The sequence below is a fragment of the Pseudomonas sp. AAC genome (genome assembly GCF_000725445.1).
GTDB classification, from domain to species: Bacteria; Pseudomonadota; Gammaproteobacteria; order Pseudomonadales; family Pseudomonadaceae; genus Pseudomonas; species Pseudomonas citronellolis.
This window is the reverse complement of the sequence record NZ_KL647095.1, coordinates 699,766-717,804: the sequence shown is the minus strand read 5'-3', so window position 1 is coordinate 717,804 and position 18,039 is coordinate 699,766. Positions and strand designations below refer to the sequence as shown.

Genomic DNA, 18,039 nt, shown 5'->3' with positions numbered 1-18,039 from the left:
CCGAATGCGCCGTGGCCGTCCACTCGTCTGAAGGAAAATGCCTACCGAATTTGTTACGGCGTGCTACGCTCACCGGCCTTTGCTTAGCTCCCTAACCAGTCGTCCGCGCACCATGTCCGCCGAAGCCACCTCGCTGCTCCGCCACCGTCCCTTCCTCGCCTTCTGGCTTGCCCGCGTGTGCACCGCCAGCGGTTTCCAGATGCTCACCGTGGCCATCGGCTGGCACATGTACGAGCTGACCCACAACGTGCTCGACCTCGGCCTGGTGGGCCTGGTGGAGTTCCTGCCGCGGGTGCTGTTCATGCTGCACACCGGGCACGTCGCCGACCGCTACGACCGGCGCAAGGTCGCCGCCCTGTGCCAGGTGGCCCAGGGCCTGGTGGCGCTGGCCCTGGTGCTGGGCGCCAGCACCGGCAACGTGACCCGCGAGATGATCTTCGTGCTGGCCTTCCTGCTCGGCAGCGCGCGTTCCTTCGAGATGCCGACCACCCAGGCGCTGCTGCCGAACATCGTGCCCAGCGCCCTCTTCCCCCGCGCGGTGGCGGCCTCGGCCTCGGCCATGCAGGCGGCGACCATCGCCGCGCCGGCCCTGGGCGGCCTGCTCTACGCCTTCGGCGCCTTCTGGGTGTACGCGCCGACCACGCTGCTGTACTTCATGGCCTGCGCGCTGTCGCTGAGCCTGCAGGCGCGCCGGCAGAACAGCATCCAGGGCAAGGCCAGCCTGGCCTCGCTGATGGCCGGCATCCATTTCATCCGCAGCCGCCCGGACATCTTCGGCGCCATCTCCCTGGACCTGTTCGCCGTGCTGCTGGGCGGCGCCACCGCGCTGCTGCCGGTGTTCGCCAAGGACATCCTGCTCACCGGCCCCTGGGGCCTGGGCCTGCTGCGCTCGGCGCCGGCGCTGGGCGCGCTGCTGATGTCGTTCTGGCTGGCGCGCTTCCCCATCGAGCGCAACGTCGGGCGCATCATGTTCCTGGCGGTGGGCATCTTCGGCGTGGCGACCATCGCCTTCGGCCTGTCCACGTCCTTCTGGCTGTCCCTGGGCGTGCTGGTGGTGCTGGGCGCGGCGGACATGATCAGCATGGTGATCCGCGGCGCCTTCGTGCAGCTGGAAACCCCGGACGAGATGCGCGGCCGCGTCAGCGCGGTGAACGGGCTGTTCATCGGCGCCAGCAACCAGCTCGGCGAGTTCGAGTCGGGGCTGACGGCGCACTGGTTCGGCACGGTGCCGGCGGTGGTTATTGGCGGCGTGGGGACGCTGGTTGTGACCGGGGCGTGGATGAGGCTGTTTCCGACGTTGGCGCAGCGCGACAAGCTGCACTGAGGCGCTCTTCGTAGGAGCGAGCTTGCTCGCGAACAGAGTTCCCCGGCGATTCTGGAGTTCGGGTTTCAGAGCGCCCTCTCCCCAGCCCTCTCCCTGAAGGGAGAGGGGGCTAGTCCGTGCCGAGAGGGGGAATGGTTTCAGCCGGTAATCCCTGTGCTAGCCGGCTAACGCCGAAATATCAGCATCTGCCCAACAGTCCCCTCTCCCTTCAGGGAGAGGGTTAGGGAGAGGGGGCGGGGTCAGCCCCAGCGCTGTAGCGACAGGGAGACGCCATTCGCGAGCAAGCTCGCTCCTACGAAAAGCCCAAAAGCCCCCCAATAAAAAAGCCCCCGCCAAAGCGAGGGCTACAGGCACCCGGAGGCGCCCAAGTGGGAGTCTCAGTGCGGCGTCCCCAACCCCGCCGCATTCATCAGCAGGCGCATCAGCCAAGCCGCCACGCCCAGGGCAGCGACACTACCCGCCCAGATCAGCACCAGCCAACCCAGGCGCTTGTACAGTGGCGCTTTCACGGTTTGCGGTTTCATCGCCGAGCCCTCAGTGGTAGCCATCGCCGTGCTTCACCTTGCCGCGGAACACGTAGTAGCTCCAGGCGGTGTAGCCGAGGATGAAGGGGATGATGAACAGCGCGCCCACCAGCATGAAGCCCTGGCTCTGCGGCGGCGCCGAGGCGGCCTGGATGCTCACCCCCGGCGGGATGATGTTCGGCCAAAGGCTGATGCCCAGGCCGCTGTAGCCGAGGAAGATCAGCACCAGGGTGAGCACGAAGGGCTGCGCGTTGTCGTTGCGCGCCACCGAGCGCAGCAGGGCGTAGAAGGTCAGCAGCACCAGCAGCGGCACCGGGGCGAACCAGAACAGGTTGGGCAGGCTGAACCAGCGCTGGGCGATCTCGGCGTGGGCCAGCGGCGTCCACAGGCTGACGATGCCGATCACCGCCAGCAGCACCAGCGCCAGCGGCCGCGCCAGGTCGTGCATGCGCTCCTGCAGCTTGCCTTCGGTCTTCATGATCAGCCAGGTGCAGCCCAGCAGGCTGTAGGCGACGATCAGGCCCAGGCCGCAGAACAGCGGGAAGGGCGCGAGCCAGGCCAGCGAGTCGCCGGCGTACTGCCCGTCGACCACCGGCAGGCCCTCGATGAAGGCTCCCAGCGCCACGCCCTGGAAGAAGGTCGCCGCCAGCGAGCCGCCGATGAAGGCCTTGTCCCAGATGTGCCGCTTGTGTGCCTTGGCCTTGAAGCGGAACTCGAAGGCCACGCCGCGGAAGATCAGCCCCACCAGCATCAGCACCAGCGGCAGGTACAGCGCCGAGAGCACCACCGAGTAGGCCATCGGGAAGGCGCCGAACAGCCCCGCGCCGCCCAGCACCAGCCAGGTCTCGTTGCCGTCCCACACCGGCGCCACCGTGTTCATCATCACGTCGCGGTCGCGCTCGTCCTTGAAGAACGGGTAGAGCATGCCGATGCCGAGGTCGAAGCCGTCCATCACCACGTACATCATCACACCGAAGATGATGATCACCGCCCAGATCAGCGGAAGGTCGATACCCATGCTCAGTTCCTCCCCGCCGGGTGGTCGTCATCCTCGTCGAAGCCCTCGGCGGTGGCCGACAGCGGCCGCGCCGCGGTGCGCTGGCGACCGGCGCCGCCCTCGTTGTGCTCGCGGCCCTCGTCGGTGACCGGGCCCTTGCGCACCAGGCGCATCATGTAGCCGATGCCCACGCCGAACAGCGAGAAGTACACCAGCACGAACATCACCAGGGTCAGGCTCATCTGCAGGGTGCTGTGGTTGGACACGCCGTCGGCGGTGCGCATCAGCCCGTAGACCACCCAGGGCTGGCGGCCGACCTCGGTGGTGAACCAGCCGGCGAGCAGCGCCAGCAGCCCCGAGGGGCCCATCCACAGCACCAGGCGCAGGAAGGCGCGGTTGCGGTACAGCCCCTCGCGCCAGCGCAGCCACAGGCTCCAGACGCCGACCAGGATCATCAGCATGCCCAGGCCGGCCATGATGCGGAACGACCAGAAGACGATGGTGGAGTTGGGCCGGTCCTCGCGGGGGAAGTCCTTCAGCGCCGGGATCGGCTCGGTCAGGCTGTGGCGCAGGATCAGGCTGCCGAGCACCGGGATCTCGACCTTGAAGCGGGTTTCCTCGCGCTGCATGTCCGGCCAGCCGAACAGGATCAGCGGCGTCGGGCCGCCTTCGGCGTTGTCCCAGTGGCCTTCGATGGCGGCGATCTTCGCCGGCTGGTGCTCCAGGGTGTTCAGCCCGTGGGCGTCGCCGATCATGGCCTGGATGGGCGCTACCAGCAGCGCCATCCACATGGCCATGGAGAGCATCTTGCGGATCGCCGGGTTGTCGCGCCCGCGCAGCAGGTGCCAGGCCGCCGAGGCGCCGACGAAGAAGGCGGTGGCGAGGAAGGCGGCGATGGACATGTGCAGCAGGCGGTAGGGGAAGGACGGGTTGAAGATCACCGCGAACCAGTCCACCGGGATCACCCGCCCGTCGACGATCTCGAAGCCCTGCGGCGTCTGCATCCAGCTGTTGGAGGCGAGGATCCAGAAGGTCGACATCAGCGTGCCCAGGGCCACCATCACCGTGGCGAAGAAGTGCAGGCCCGGGCCGACGCGGTTCCAGCCGAACAGCATCACGCCGAGGAAGCCCGCCTCGAGGAAGAACGCGGTCAGCACCTCGTAAGTCAGCAAGGGCCCGGTGATGCTCCCGGCGTAGGCGGAGAAGTGGCTCCAGTTGGTGCCGAACTGGTAGGCCATCACCAGCCCGGAGACCACGCCCATGCCGAAGTTCACCGCGAATATCTTCGACCAGAAGTGATAGAGGTCGCGGTAGACCTCCTGGCCGCTCTTCAGCCACAGCCCTTCGAGCACGGCCAGGTAACTGGCCAGGCCGATGGTGATGGCGGGGAAGATGATGTGGAAGGAGACGGTAAAGGCGAACTGCATACGCGCCAGTTCCAACGCCTCTAGACCCAACATGACGTTTCCTCTTCAGGGTGACGCCCGTCGTCGCACGCAGCGGGCAACTCGCCGGCCCACGGGAGCCGACAGTTTCAGTGGTGATCCTGGAATCGGATTCTTGTTCGGGCCGGCGGACCTGTGGTCGCGGCGGTACGCCAAGCAAAGACTAGCAGGGCATGCATTGACGCAGCTCAAGAAAGCCCGTCGATGGTACCCCCGGCCCCGGAAAATGCCGCCGTGGCGGGTTGCCGCGCGGCAGCTTGCCTCAGTCTTAATATGAATTTCAGTCATATAAAAATGAATAAATAATATTTTAATGGAATAAAAAATCCCGGTAGCTTTCGCTCCAACGGCGCCCGCAGAGGCGCCGGAGCCAACCCCCGCCGCCCGCGTCGCCGCCACGAGCGCGACCTGCCCGGCACGCTGCCCTACAAGGACACCGTCATGAAGAAACTGCTGCTCATCACTGCCCTCGCCGCCGCCTTCAGCGCCTCGGTCAACGCCAACGAGAAACTGGTGGTGGCCGCCACCCCGGTGCCCCACGCGGAAATCCTCGAACTGATCAAGCCGACCCTGGCCAAGGAAGGGGTGGACCTGGAGGTCAAGGTCTTCACCGACTACGTGCAGCCCAACGTGCAGGTGGCCGAGAAGCGCCTGGACGCCAACTACTTCCAGACCAAGCCGTACCTGGACAACTTCAACAAGGGCAAGGGCACCGACCTGGTCACCGTGACCGGCGTGCACGTCGAGCCCTTCGGCGGCTACTCGAAGAAGTACAAGTCCCTGGCCGAGCTGCCCGACGGCGCCACCGTGGCCCTGCCCAACGAAGGCAGCAACAGCGGCCGCGCCCTGCTCCTGCTGCAGAAGGCCGGCATCATCAAGCTGAAGGACCCGCACAACGCCCTGGCCACGCCGAAAGACATCGCCGAGAACCCCAGGCACCTGAAGTTCAAGGAGCTGGAATCGGCCCTGCTGCCGCGCGTGCTGGACCAGGTCGACCTGGACCTGATCAACACCAACTACGCCCTGGAAGCCAAGCTCAACCCGGTGAAGGACGCCCTGATCCTCGAAGACCGCAACTCGCCCTACGTGAACTACCTGGTGGCGCGCCCGGACAACAAGGACAGCGACGCCCTGAAGAAACTCTCCGCGGCCCTGACCAGCCCGGAAGTGAAGGCCTTCATCGAGAAGAAATACGACGGCGCGGTGATCCCCGCCTTCTGATCGATGCCCAGCCGGCGGCGCCGCGCAGCGCCGCCCATCCCCCACGCCGGTGAGCATCCGCACCGGCGTTTTCATTTCGAGATCGCGCAGATGAAAGTCCCCCAACCGCTGCTGACCTTCCCCGACGCCGACAAGAGCCCGCTGAGCATCCGCGCCAAGGCGCTGGTGTTCTTCGACCCGCGTTCGCACCAGGTGCGCGACGAGGTCGAACGCCTGGCCCCGGGCCTGCAGCCGGTGCTGATCCGCGGCGAGACCGGCACCGGCAAGGAACTGCTGGCCCGGCACATCCACCGCGCCAGCGAGCGCCCCGGGCTGTTCGTCGCGGTCAGCTGCAGCGCGCTGAGCCGCAACTTCGCCGAGGCCGAGCTGTTCGGCTACGCCCCCGGCGCCCACAACGGCCCGGTGGGCAGCCGCGCCGGCTGGCTGGGCTCGGCCAACGGCGGCACCCTGTACCTGGACGAGATCGCCGACCTGCCGCTGGCCTTGCAGGAAAAACTCCTGCGCGTGCTGCAGGAACGCGAGGTGCTGCGCGTCGGCGCCCGCGAACCGATCCCGGTGGACGTGCGCCTGGTGGTGGCCACCAGCATCGACCTGGGCCAGGCGGTGGCCGCCGGCAAGTTCCTCGAACCGCTGCGGCAATACCTGGTGGACGGCGACCTGGAACTGCCGCCGCTGCGCCAGCGCATCGGCGACATCCTGCCATTGGCCGAATACTTCCTCGGCATCCACGCCCAGCGCCTGGACCTGCCGGTGCCGCACATCGGCGAAGCGACCCAGGCGGCGCTGGAAGCCTACCCCTGGCCGGGCAACATCCGCGAGCTGGAGAACGTCATCCACTTCGCCCTGCTGGTCAGCCCGGGCGCGGAAATCCAGCCGCAGCACCTGAACCTGCCCGACGCCGCGCCGGCGGAGCTGCGCCAGCTGCTGCGCCGGCCCGGCGTGCGCGAGCAGTTGCGCGTGTTATTGGAAGAAGACCCGCCCCCGTAACGCCGAGCTGCTCTTCTGCTCGCCTGCAATGTAGGAGCAACTGTCTTGCAAGCCGCACCAGAGTGCTTTTCGTAGGATGGGTTGAGCTTGCGAAACCCATGCGGTTGCGCTGATGGGTATCGCTTCGCTCAACACCATCCTACGAAAAGCCATGCGCGCTCCTGCAAGGAGCTCGGCCCCCGCGAAAAAGCGCCTCCTAAGTCATGAACGTCCGCGAAAAGCGACGAATGGTCGCAGTGAAACGATTCGCCTACCCCGCCGCCGACGGCAGGGAATCCTGATGGAAAGGTCAAAAACAGGAATTTCTCTGACATTTACCGCAAAAATCAGCCTCATCGACCACATCGATACCGATCATCAGGCGCATCAACTTCTTTTTGTCATGAAGATCAGGGAAAATGGCTGTCAGGCAGTCGGGACCCAATTTCCCCGGCGCCTTTGGAGACTATCGTGACCAGCTTTGCCGCTCTTGCCAGCTTTTTCGCCGCCACCGCTTTCCTCAACGTACCTCAGCAGGTCGATCCGGAACGCCGTGAAGTCCGCCGCGTGAAGCGCCGCCGCAAGTAAAGCAGTACCCGCTCCGCTCGGCCCCCGCACGGGGCCGGCGGCGGGACCATCGGTCCCGAGGATTGGCCCTGGCACGGCCTTTCGTGTTTATATTGATTGATTGATCAATTAAAAACACGAGGAACCCCGCCCGTTTTGTCCGCCGTTCCCTCCCCCTCCGTCACCGCGCCACCCACCCCCGCCATGCGCATGAACCCACCGGTCTTCTACGGTGCGGCAGCGCTGATCCTGTTGTTCGTCGCCCTGGTCATCGGCTTTCCCGCCGAGGCCGGCCAATGGCTGCTCGACGCCCAGGCCTGGGCCGCCGCCAACGTCGGCTGGTACTACCTGCTGGCGATGACGCTGTACCTGATCTTCGTGGTGGTCACCGCGCTTTCCGGCTACGGGAAGATCAAGCTCGGTGCCGACCACGACGAGCCGGAATTCAGCTACCTGTCCTGGGCCGGCATGCTGTTCGCCGCGGGCATCAGCATCACCCTGTTCTTCTTCTGCGTGTCCGAGCCGCTGACGCACTTCCTGCAGCCGCCCCAGGGCGCGGCCGGCGGCGCCGAGGCCGCGCGCCAGGCCATGCAGCTGCTGTTCCTGCACTGGGGCCTGCACGGCTGGGGCGTGTTCGCCCTGGTGGCCATGGCCCTGGCCTACTTCGCCTACCGCCACAACCTGCCGCTGGCGCTGCGCTCGGCGCTGTACCCGCTGATCGGCAAGCGCATCAACGGGCCCATCGGCTACACCGTGGACTGCTTCGGCATCGTCGCCACCGTGTTCGGCCTGGGCGCGGACATGGGCTTCGGCGTGCTGCAACTCAACGCCGGGCTCGACTACCTGTTCGGCGTGGCCCACAGCCACCCGGTGCAGATGACGCTGATCGCCCTGATGATGGGCGCGGCCATCGCCGTGGCGGTGTCCGGCGTGGACAAGGGCATCCGCCTGCTGTCCGACATCAACATGCTGCTGGCCTGCGGCCTGCTGCTGTTCGTGCTGTTCGCCGGGCCCACCCAGCACCTGCTCAACACCCTGGTGCAGAACATCGGCGACTACCTGGGCGCGCTGCCGACCAAGAGCTTCGACCTCTACGCCTATGGCGAGGGCGGCGACTGGCTGGGCGGCTGGACGGTGTTCTACTGGGCCTGGTGGATCGCCTGGGCGCCCTTCGTCGGCCTGTTCATCGCGCGCATCTCCCGCGGGCGGACCATCCGCGAATTCGTCTTCGGCGTGCTGTTCATCCCCCTGGGCTTCACCCTGGCGTGGATGTCGATCTTCGGCAACAGCGCCCTGGACCAGGTGCTCAACCACGGCGCCGTCGAGCTCGGCCGGGTGGCCCTGGCGGAGCCGCAGATGGCGCTCTACCAGCTGCTGCAGGACTACCCCGGCAGCCGCGCGCTGATCGCCGTGACCGTGCTGGTCAGCTTCGTGTTCTTCGTCACCTCGGCCGACTCCGGCACCGTGGTGCTCTCCACCCTCTCCGCCCGCGGCGGCAGCGCCGACGACGACGGGCCCAAGTGGCTGCGGGTGTTCTGGGGCCTGGCCACCGCGCTGGTCACCGGCGGGTTGCTGTTCGCCGGCAGCATCGACGCGCTCAAATCAGCGGTGGTGCTCACCTCGCTACCCTTCTCGCTGATCCTGCTGCTGATGATGTGGGGCCTGCACAAGGCCTTCTACCTCGAATCCCAGCGCCAGCGCGCGCGCAGCCACTCCCTGGCGCCGCCGCTGGCGGCCAAGGCCGGCGGCTGGAAGCGGCGCATCTCCCAGGCCGTGCACTTCCCCACCCGCGACGAGGTGTACCGCTTCCTGGCGGACGTGGTGAGCCCGGCGATGGCCGAGGTGGCGGAGGTGTTCCGCGACAAGGGCCTGCAGGTGGACGCCGACCTCGACCCGGGCAACCTGGAGCTGAGCCTGGAGATCGGCCACGGCGAGCAGCACCCGTTCTACTACCAGGTATCGATGCGCGGCTACTTCACGCCGTCCTTCGCCCGCGCCGGCATGGGCGGCCTGCACCTGAAGAACCGCCGCTACTTCCGCGCCGAGGTGCACCTGGCCGAGGGCAGCCAGGACTACGACCTGATGGGCTACGGCAAGGAGCAGATCATCAACGACATGCTCGACCAGTACGAGCGGCATCTGCAGTTCCTGCATCTGGTCCGCTGAGAAGCCGTCTACGATCCGCCATGCGTCGGCATGGCTGCGTAGACAGTTTCCAGACGCGACCAAGGGAGGCCTGGAAATAGGCAATTGATAGTGATTATCATTGGCCATTCTTTTTCCAGGCCATTCCCATGTCGGCGACCGTCCTCGACCCACAGCACGCCCTGCGCGACCTCTACAGCGAGCACCACGGCTGGCTGCACGGCTGGCTGCGGCGCCGCCTGGGCAATGCCTGCGATGCCGCCGACCTGGCCCAGGACACCTTCGTCCGCGTGCTGCGCGCGCGCAACGCCAGCGAAATCCGCGAGCCACGCGACTACCTGGCCACCGTCGCCCGCGGCCTGATGGTCGACCACTTCCGCCGCCGCGCGCTGGAACAGGCCTACCTGGAAGCCCTGGCCAGCCTACCGGAAGACGAGCAGCCCTCGCCGGAGACCCAGGCCCTGCTGTTCGAGGCGCTGATGGAGATCGACCGCCTGCTCGACGGCCTGGGCGCCAAGGTCAAGCGCAGCTTCCTGCTGGCCCAGGTGGAAGGCCTGACCTACGCCGAGATCGCCGAGCGCCAGGGCATTTCCCTGCGCACGGTGAACAACCACATGGCCAAGGCCATGGAACACTGCTGCCTGATGCTGCCATGAGCACCGCCACTCCCAGCGAGACCGAGCGCCAGGCCATCCGCGCCGCGGCCCAGTGGTACGCGCGCCTCTATTCCGGCCAGGCCAGCGATGCCGACCGCAACGCCTGGCAGCACTGGTACGCCGCCAGCGCCGAGCACCAGCGCGCCTGGGCCCGGGTGGAACAGGTGCGCCAGCAGTTCGCCCGGGTGCCGGGGCAACTGGCCGGGCCGACGCTGGGCGCCCGCGCGCTGTCGCGGCGGCAGATGCTCGGCGGCCTGGGCAGCCTCGCCCTGGGCCTGCCGTTGGCCTGGCTGGCCTGGCGCGACACGCCCTGGCAGGCATGGCTGGCCGACTACCGCAGCGCGGTGGGCGAACGCCGCGAAGTCACCCTGGCCGACGGCTCCTCGCTGACGCTCAACACCGATAGCGCGGTGGACGTGCTCTTCGACCCCCGACAACGCCTGCTGCGCCTGTTGCGCGGGGAAATCTTCGTCAGCACCGCGCCGGACCCCAGCGGCAGCGCGCGGCCCTTCCGCGTGGAGACGCCCCAGGGCCGCATCCTCGCCCTGGGCACCCGCTTCAGCGTGCGCCTGCTCGACGGCCGCACCCGCGTCGCCGTGCTCGACAAGGCCGTGGAAGTCCGCCCCCAGGCCGCGCCGCAGCGCAGCCGCATCCTGCACGGCGGCGAGCAGCTCGACCTCGACGCGCTGGAACTCGGCCAATTGCGGCACAACGACGCCAACACCGCCGCCTGGCTGGCCGGCAGCCTGATCGCCGTGGACCGCCCGCTGGGCGAGCTGCTGGAGGAACTCTCGCGCTACCGCAGCGGCGTGCTGCACTGCGACCCGCGGGTGGCCGGCCTGAAGGTCTCCGGCAACTTCCCCATCGGCGACACCGACCTGGCCCTGGCCGCCCTGGAATCCGGCTTCGACCTGCGCATCGTGCGCCATACGCGCTTCTGGGTCAGCGTGCAGCCACGCGCCTGAACGCCGGGGGCGAAAAAAATCCGCCCGCCCTTGCACTTTTTCCCGCCCTCGCCCGGCCCCCTCTTATTCCGGGCCATCTGGCCCAACTTGGGGGAGCTTGCATGAACCGCTACACCGCCCCGGCGCCGACCACCGGCAGCCGCTCGTTGCACAAACCGCTGGCCCTGGCCATCGCCCTGGCCCTGGGCGCCGGCGCGCTCGCCGCCACCACGGCCCAGGCCGCGGAAGCCGCGCGCTACGACATCGCCGCCGGCCCGCTGGCCGAGGTGCTCGGGCGCTTCGCCAGCGCCGCCGGGGTGGCCCTGTCGTTCGACGCCGCGCAACTGCGCGGCCGCCAGTCCACCGGCCTGCACGGCAGCTACGACGTCACCGGCGGCTTCAGCGCGCTGCTCGCCGGCAGCGGCCTGGAGGCCGAGCCCCAGGCCAACGGCAGCTACGTGCTGCGGCCACTGCCCACCGACGGCGCCGTGGCCCTGTCGGCCAGCACCATCACCGCCAGCCTCGGCGCCGAGACGCTGCCGCCCGCCTATGCCGGCGGCCAGGTGGCCAGCGGCGCGCGCCTGGGCATGCTGGGCAACGCCGACCTCATGGACACGCCCTTCAGCGTCACCAGCTACACCGCGCAGACCATCGAGGCGCAGCAGGCGCGCAGCGTCGCCGACCTGCTGGTGGCCAACGACCCGTCGGTGCGGGTGGTCGGCGGCCGCGGCGACCTGGTGGACACCTACGTCATCCGCGGTTTCAACGTGAACAACGCCGACGTCGCCCTCAACGGCCTGTACGGCGTGCTGCCCTACTGGCGGGTGCCGATCGAGTTCGCCGAGCGCGTCGAAGTGCTCAAGGGCCCCACCGCCCTGCTCGGCGGCATGTCCCCCGGCGGCAGCGTCGGCGGCACCATCAACCTGGTGCCCAAGCGCGCCGAGGACCAGCCGCTGACCCGCGTCAGCCTGGACTGGACCGACCGCTCGCAGGTCGGCACGCACCTGGACATCGGCCGCCGCTTCGGCGAGGGCAACGCCTTCGGCGTGCGCTTCAACGGCGTGTACCGCAACGGCGACACCGCCATCGACCACCAGAGCCGCGAGTTCCCGCTGATGTCCCTGGCCCTGGACTTCCGCGGCGAGCGCCTGCGCCTGTCCAGCGACCTGCTGTACCAGAAGGAAAGCCTGGAGGGCGTGGTGCGCCCGGTGATCACCGGCAACGCCACCAGCATCCCCCACGCGCCGGACTCCAAGACGCGCTTCGGCCTGCGCGATTCCTACCTGGACCAGGAGGACTACTCCCTGGTCAACCGCGGCGAGTACGACCTCGGCGACCACCTCACCGCCTTCGCCAGCATCGGCGGGCGGCAGAGCAACTACGAGACCATCGCCGCCAACAGCATCCTCAACGGCAACCAGGGCGACATCATCAACGGCCTGGCGCGCCAGCGCGCCGACCGCCGCACCTACTCCGGCGAGGCCGGCCTGCGCGGCGACTTCGACACCGGCCCGGTGCGCCACGACTGGACGCTCAGCGCCAACCGCCTGCACGAGCGCCTGGGCATGGTCTACGTGTTCACCGGCATGCAGCCGGGCAGCCTCTACGAGACCTCGCCGCACACGCCGATCCCGGACTTCTCCAGCCTCGACGGCGGCATCCCCAAGACCAACGAAACCGACCTTTCCGGCGTGGCCCTGGCCGACAAGCTGTCGATCCTCGACGAGCGTGTGCAGTTCACCGCCGGCGTGCGCCGGCAGACGGTGCAGTCCAAGGACTACGACCCGTCCAGCGGGGCGCGCACCAACAAGTACGACGAGCACGCCTGGACGCCGATGTTCAGCCTGCTGGTCAAGCCGCTGGACGAGCTGTCGCTGTACGCCAACTACATCCAGGGCCTGAGCCAGGGCGACACCCCGCCCTCCACCGCGGCCAACGCCGGCCAGGCGCTGGCGCCGTACAAGGCCGAGCAGTACGAGGTCGGCGCCAAGTACGAACTGGGCAGCTTCACCACCACCCTGGCGCTATTCGAGATCAAGAAGCCCAACGCCTTCCTCGACGCCGACAACGTGTTCCGCGCCGACGGCGAGCAACGCAACCGCGGCATCGAGCTGAGCCTGTTCGGCGAACTGACCGACGACCTGCGCGTGCTGGCCGGCGCCACCTACATCAAGGCCGAGCAGAGCAAGACCGCCAACCCCGCCAGCGAAGGCCAGGACGCCCCCGGCGTGCCGCGGCGCCAGGCCAACCTGGGGCTGAGCTGGGACACCCCGTTCGTCCGGGGGCTGACCCTCGACGGCCGCTGGATCTACACCGGCGCGGCCTACCTGGACACCACCAACGACCTCAAGGTCCCGCACTGGAACCGCGTCGACGTCGGCGCCAGCTATGCCTTCCAGGTCGCCGGCAAGCCGCTGGTGGCGCGGGCCAACCTGGAGAACCTGCTGGCCAAGGACTACTGGACCGCGTCCAACGGCTACATGACCGTCAGCTCGCCGCGCACCCTGTCGCTGTCGCTGACCGCGGACTTCTGAGGCGCCCATGACCGCGAAAGCCCTGCGCACCTGGTACCTGGTGCACAAGTGGACCAGCCTGGTGTCCACGCTGTTCCTCCTGCTGCTGTGCCTGACCGGCCTGCCGCTGATCTTCCACGAGGAGATCGAGCACTACCTGGAACCGCACCCGGAGCTCAAGCCGCTGACCGCCGAGTCGCCGCGCATCGACTACGACGATGTGGTGGCCCGCGCCCTGGCCGCGCGCCCGGGCGAGGTGGTGCGCTTCGTGGTGTTCGACCCCGACGAGCCGCTGGGCGCGGTGATCACCGCGCCCAGCCTGGTGCCGCCGCCGGAGATCGGCCACGTGCAGCCGTTCGACGCGCGCACCGGCGAGTTCTTCGACCCAGAGCCGCCGCCCGGCGGCTTCATGTACCTGATGCTCAAGCTGCACACCGACCTGTTCATGGGCCTGCCCGGCTACCTGTTCCTCGGCTTCATGGGGCTGCTGCTGGTGGCCTCGCTGGTATCCGGGGTGGTGGTCTACACGCCCTTCATGCGCAAGCTCGACTTCGCCGCGGTGCGCACCCGGCGCAGCCGCCGGGTGAAGTGGCTGGACCTGCACAACATGCTGGGCATCGTCACCCTGGCCTGGGTGCTGGTGGTGGGCGCCACCGGGGTGATCAACACCTTGGCGCTGCCGATCCTCATGCTCTGGCGCAGCGACCAGCTGGCCGACATGACCGCGCCCTACCGCGACGCGCCGCCCATGGCCGACAACGGCTCGCTGCACAAGGCGCTGCAGACCGCCCAGGCGGCGGCGCCGGACATGACCATGAGCTTCATCGGCTTCCCCGGCACCCAGTTCAGCAGCCAGCACCACTACGCGGTGTTCATGCACGGCGCCACGCCGCTGACCAAGCGCCTGCTCAAGCCGGCCCTGGTGGACGCGCAGACCGGCGAGCTGACCGACATCCGCGAGATGCCGCTGTACGTGAAGACGCTGTTCCTCTCGCAGCCGCTGCACTTCGGCGACTACGGCGGGCTGCCGCTGAAGATCGTCTGGACGCTACTCGACCTGGTGGCCATCGTCGTCCTCGGCAGCGGCCTGTACCTGTGGTTCGCGCGGCGCAAGACCCTGGAGAAACGCCTGGCCGACCTGCAGGCCGGGCACCTGGCCGCGGAGGGCGAGGCATGAAGCGCAACCTGTGGAGGGTGTTCCGCTGGCCCCTGGCGCTGGCCGTGCTCAGCCTGGTGGGGCTGGTTTCCGCGCTGGTCGGCGACGGCCCCTGGGACGCGCTGTCCTGGTTCGCCCTGGGCATTCCCCTGGTGGTGATCCTGGCGGCGCTGGCCCGCGCCCGCAGGCCGTCGCCATGAACCCGATCTACGGCGACCGCACCCTGCGCCTGTGCGGCTACGCCGGGCTGCTGGCCGCGGTGTTCTGGATGATCGGCGACGCCGGCCTGCTCGGCGCCCGGGCCAACCTCGCCGACTACCCGCCGCTGCAGGACTACCTGGCGCGGATCAGCTTCGAAGGCCTGGACTACATGCTGCCCAACAGCGAGCCGCGCCTGGCCTTCGGCGCCCTGGTGGCGGTGCTGGCCATGCCGCTGTACCTGCTCGGCGCCTGGCACTGGTTCCTGGTCGCCCGCGGCCGGGGCTGGATGGCCTGGACGCTGTTCGCCCTGCTGGTCTGCGGCAACGCCTACTCGCCGCTGGGGCACGCCGCCTTCTACCACCTGGGGATGGTCTACAAGACCCTCCTGCTGGTGCCGGCGGACGCCCACCCGGCGCTGCTGGCGCTGGGCGAGCAGTTCCACCGCCTGCTGATGATCGCCTGGGTGGCGGCGGTGGGCGGCCTGGTGGCCGGGCTGGGCGTGCTCGCCCTGGCCATCGCCTGCGGGCGCACGCGCCTGCCGCGCAGCAGCGCGCTGCTGCTCAACCCGCTGAGCCTGGGGGTGCTGGGCCACTTCGCCCCCGCCGCGCTGGCGGAGCCGCTGGCCACCTGGCTGCGCGGCGCCGGCATCAACATCGGCTGGTTCGTCGCCTACGCCTTCTCCAGCCTGTGGTTCGCCCGGCGCGGGGCTCAGAGCCGGTAGGGCAGGCGCACGCCGGCGTCGTCGACGGGAAAGTCCCTGGTGTTGCGGGTGACCAGCAGGCGCCCCTGCACCTCGGCGCTGGCCTTGATGATGGCGTCCGGCAGCTTCACCCGCAGCGCCTGGCGCACCGCCACGGCGCGCTCGGCGACGGGCGCGTCGAGCGGCACCAGGGCGAAGCTGTCGAGGAAGGCGCGGGTGGCCGCGGCGGTGGCGGGCGTGGCGCCGATCATAACCTCCATCCAGGTGACGATGCTGATGGCGGGGTCATCGTAGCGGCGCAGCTCGTCGCGGGCCTGCTCGTGGCCGTTGAGGTAGTCGATGAGGATGTTGGTGTCGAACAGCGCCTTCACCATTCCTCGCGCACCTTCTCCTGGTAGGCCAGGCCGTCGCCGGCGCTGCCGTTCCACAGGCCGAAGGCGGCCTCGGCATCCTGCCGGCGGTGCCGGACCAGGTACTCGGCGACCGCCTCGCGGATCAGCGCGGCGCGCGATTGCTGCTGTTGCTCGCCCAGGGCGTTGAGCGCCTCGAGATGTTCGGCAGGGATGTCGACCAGGGTACGCATGGTGCCCTCCATATGTGATATCGATAACATATATCACACATCCCCGATCGACCAAGCCTGCGTTTGTATCAGCGTTTGCCCAGCACCTGGCGGTGGAACAGCACGCAGACCACCACGAACACCAGCAGCCCCAGCCACTGCGCGGTGTCCTCGAAGCCGGCGCCGACCAGCGCCAGGGGCGCGTCCTTGCCGCTGGTGCCGATCAGCGCGGCGAGCAGGATGCCCATCAGGCTCTCGCCGACGATCAGCCCCGAAGCCAGCAGCACGCCGCGGCGGCGCGGCAGGTCGGCGTACTTCTCCTCGTCCACCCCGGCGGCCTGGGCGCGCTTCTTCAGCGCGCTTTCCAGCAGCCAGGCGAGCACCGCGCCCACCACCAGGGTCATGCCGATGGTCGGCGGCAGGTAGATGCCCAGGCCCACGGCCAGCACCGGCAGGCTGGCCTTGCCGGTGCGGCGCAGGAGCACGTCGACGAGGATCAGGGCGATGCCCAGGGCCACGCCGATGAGGATCATGTTCCAGTTCAGCGCGTTATGGAAAATCCCGCTGGCGATGGCGGTCATCAACGTCGCCTGGGGCGCGGCCAGGGCCGCGCCGGGGTCCATGCCCTCGCGTGGCAGGGCGCCGGTGAAGCCGTAGGCGTTGTACAGCAGCTCCAGCACCGGCGGGATCACCAGCGCGCCCACCAGGCAGCCGACGATCAGCGCCACCTGCTGGCGCCAGGGCGTGGCGCCGACCAGGTAGCCGGTCTTGAGGTCCTGCAGGTTGTCGTTGGAAATGGCGGCGATGGCCAGCACCACCGAGGTGGTGAACAGCGCCAGGGCGATCGCCAGCTTGCCGCCCTCGCGGGCCAGGAAGCCGGTCTCCAGCGAACCGACGCCGAGGATCAGCAGCGACACCAGGATCACCGCGATGATGCCGATGCCGGAGATCGGGCTGCTGGAGGAACCCACCAGGCCGGCCATGTAGCCGCAGGCGGCGGCGATCAGGAAGCCGAAGAAGAAGGCGAACACCACGCAGGTGGCCACCAGTCCCCAGAAGGCGAAGCCGGCGAGGTCCGGCGCGGCCTGGCCGAGGAAGTAGGCGAAGACCACGAACAGCGCCACCAGCAGGACCGCGGCGATGGCCAGGATCCAGGCCGCCGGCATGTCGCGCTCGGTGCGCAGGTCGCTGGCCTCGACGCGTCCGCTGATGGCGCCGAGCGAGGCCCAGACGCCCTGCACCATGGGCTTGAACAGGGTGGCCAGGGTCCAGAGCGCGGCCACGCCTATGGTGCCGGCGCCGAGGAAGCGCACCTGGCTGCTCCACAGCTTGCTGGCCAGTTCCGGCAGGCTCTGCCCGGCGGCCAGGGTGCTGTTCACGGTGAGCAGCGGCACCGCCACGCCCCAGGCGATCACCACGCCGATGAGGATGGCGATGCCGGCGGTGATGCCCATCAGGTAGCCGGCGCCCACCAGCGCCAGGGAGAAGCCGGTGGACAGGCGGAAGGCCGCCTGGCCGGCGCTGATCCAGAAACTGAAGCCCTCGGCCAGCAGCTTGAAGCCGCTGCTGAACAGGCTGAACAACGCCGCCACCAGACCGCCGGCGAGGATGTCGCGCAGGCCCGGCTTGCTGCCGTCGCCGGCCTGCGGGTGTTCCTCGTCATGGCTGCCGACACGGAGGATTTCCGCCGCCGCCACGCCCTCGGGGTACGGCAGGCTGCTCTGCACCACCATCACCCGGCGCAGCGGGATGGTGTAGAGCACCCCGAGGATGCCGCCGATGGAGCAGATGGCCGCCGTCTGCCAGAACGGGAAGCCGGCCCAGTAGCCGATCATCAGCAGCCCCGGGAGGATGAAGATGATCGACGACAGGGTGCCGGCGGCCGAGGCCTGGGTCTGCACCATGTTGTTCTCCAGGATGTTCGAGCCGGAGAAGTAGCGCAGCACCGCCATGGAGATCACCGCGGCGGGGATCGAGGAGGCGAACGTCAGCCCGACCTTCAGGCCCAGGTAGACGTTGGAGGCGGTGAAGACGACGGTGATGAGGGCGCCGAGGATGAGCCCGCGCAGGGTCAGTTCGGCCAGGTTCGATTCGTCCGGAATCCGTTCGAGCATGGAA

The 18,039-nt window shown here is 68.6% G+C and carries 17 protein-coding genes; 11 read left to right on the top strand and 6 right to left on the bottom strand.

Annotation, left to right across the window (positions count from 1 at the left end):
- The first annotated feature begins 112 nt into the window (after positions 1-112).
- Positions 113-1,324 carry an MFS transporter gene (locus tag FG99_RS08680; protein ID WP_043268854.1) on the top strand — a complete coding sequence of 404 codons (1,212 nt, stop codon included), beginning with the start codon at positions 113-115 and terminating at the stop codon, positions 1,322-1,324.
- A 377-nt stretch (positions 1,325-1,701) separates the two neighbouring features.
- Here the strand turns inward: FG99_RS08680 and FG99_RS08675 are convergent, their stop codons facing one another.
- From FG99_RS08675 to FG99_RS08665, 3 genes are read right to left on the bottom strand one after another with little or no spacing between them, the layout of a single operon-like run.
- The gene (locus FG99_RS08675) at positions 1,702-1,848 is read right to left on the bottom strand and encodes a DUF2474 domain-containing protein (RefSeq protein ID WP_009613174.1); all 147 of its coding nucleotides are present in this window, start codon (positions 1,846-1,848) and stop codon (positions 1,702-1,704) included.
- A gap of 10 nt (positions 1,849-1,858) precedes the next feature.
- On the bottom strand, positions 1,859-2,866 hold the full coding sequence (gene cydB, locus FG99_RS08670; protein WP_009613175.1) for a cytochrome d ubiquinol oxidase subunit II: 1,008 nt from the start codon (positions 2,864-2,866) through the stop codon (positions 1,859-1,861).
- Positions 2,867-2,868: 2 nt separating this feature from the next.
- On the bottom strand, positions 2,869-4,305 hold the full coding sequence (locus FG99_RS08665) for a cytochrome ubiquinol oxidase subunit I (protein WP_043268852.1): 1,437 nt from the start codon (positions 4,303-4,305) through the stop codon (positions 2,869-2,871).
- 426 nt (positions 4,306-4,731) lie between these two features.
- Between FG99_RS08665 and FG99_RS08660 the strand changes: the two genes are divergently transcribed.
- From FG99_RS08660 to FG99_RS08620, 10 genes are all read left to right on the top strand, one after another.
- Complete coding sequence (locus tag FG99_RS08660; RefSeq protein ID WP_043268850.1) at positions 4,732-5,511, top strand: MetQ/NlpA family ABC transporter substrate-binding protein; 780 nt, start codon at positions 4,732-4,734, stop codon at positions 5,509-5,511.
- Positions 5,512-5,601: 90 nt separating this feature from the next.
- Entirely contained in the window at positions 5,602-6,498 is an 897-nt protein-coding gene (locus FG99_RS08655) for a sigma 54-interacting transcriptional regulator (RefSeq protein WP_043268848.1), read from the top strand.
- Between the two features lie 112 nt (positions 6,499-6,610).
- Positions 6,611-6,952, top strand: coding sequence for a hypothetical protein (locus FG99_RS32000; protein WP_156060056.1), 342 nt, complete (start codon positions 6,611-6,613; stop codon positions 6,950-6,952).
- Between the two features lie 302 nt (positions 6,953-7,254).
- Positions 7,255-9,210 carry a choline BCCT transporter BetT gene (betT, locus tag FG99_RS08650; RefSeq protein WP_051878752.1) on the top strand — a complete coding sequence of 652 codons (1,956 nt, stop codon included), beginning with the start codon at positions 7,255-7,257 and terminating at the stop codon, positions 9,208-9,210.
- A gap of 128 nt (positions 9,211-9,338) precedes the next feature.
- Positions 9,339-9,845 (top strand): sigma-70 family RNA polymerase sigma factor, encoded by a 507-nt coding sequence (locus FG99_RS08645; protein ID WP_043268844.1) that lies wholly within the window; start codon positions 9,339-9,341, stop codon positions 9,843-9,845.
- Positions 9,842-10,810 (top strand): FecR domain-containing protein, encoded by a 969-nt coding sequence (locus FG99_RS08640; protein WP_043268841.1) that lies wholly within the window; start codon positions 9,842-9,844, stop codon positions 10,808-10,810. Before FG99_RS08645 ends, FG99_RS08640 begins: the two co-directional genes overlap by 4 nt.
- A gap of 101 nt (positions 10,811-10,911) precedes the next feature.
- Positions 10,912-13,323: a TonB-dependent receptor gene (locus tag FG99_RS08635; protein ID WP_051878609.1), complete on the top strand. Its 2,412-nt coding sequence runs from the start codon at positions 10,912-10,914 to the stop codon at positions 13,321-13,323.
- A 7-nt stretch (positions 13,324-13,330) separates the two neighbouring features.
- Positions 13,331-14,479 (top strand): PepSY-associated TM helix domain-containing protein, encoded by a 1,149-nt coding sequence (locus FG99_RS08630; RefSeq protein ID WP_043268839.1) that lies wholly within the window; start codon positions 13,331-13,333, stop codon positions 14,477-14,479.
- A complete protein-coding gene (locus tag FG99_RS08625) occupies positions 14,476-14,658 on the top strand; it encodes a hypothetical protein (protein ID WP_043268837.1) in 183 nt (60 codons plus the stop codon). The genes FG99_RS08630 and FG99_RS08625 overlap by 4 nt, the downstream gene beginning before the upstream one ends.
- Positions 14,655-15,380, top strand: coding sequence for a DUF6796 family protein (locus FG99_RS08620; RefSeq protein WP_043268835.1), 726 nt, complete (start codon positions 14,655-14,657; stop codon positions 15,378-15,380). The genes FG99_RS08625 and FG99_RS08620 overlap by 4 nt, the downstream gene beginning before the upstream one ends.
- On the opposite strand, the gene FG99_RS08615 is transcribed toward FG99_RS08620, so the two are convergent.
- The 3 genes from FG99_RS08615 to FG99_RS08605 form a co-directional block, all read right to left on the bottom strand.
- Positions 15,368-15,733: a type II toxin-antitoxin system VapC family toxin gene (locus tag FG99_RS08615; RefSeq protein WP_043268833.1), complete on the bottom strand. Its 366-nt coding sequence runs from the start codon at positions 15,731-15,733 to the stop codon at positions 15,368-15,370. The two genes, FG99_RS08620 and FG99_RS08615, sit on opposite strands and share 13 nt — an antisense overlap.
- Positions 15,727-15,942 carry a ribbon-helix-helix domain-containing protein gene (locus FG99_RS08610; RefSeq protein WP_009613188.1) on the bottom strand — a complete coding sequence of 72 codons (216 nt, stop codon included), beginning with the start codon at positions 15,940-15,942 and terminating at the stop codon, positions 15,727-15,729. Before FG99_RS08610 ends, FG99_RS08615 begins: the two co-directional genes overlap by 7 nt.
- 68 nt (positions 15,943-16,010) lie before the next feature.
- A complete protein-coding gene (locus tag FG99_RS08605; RefSeq protein WP_043268831.1) occupies positions 16,011-18,035 on the bottom strand; it encodes an OPT family oligopeptide transporter in 2,025 nt (674 codons plus the stop codon).
- Between the last annotated feature and the right edge of the window lie 4 nt (positions 18,036-18,039).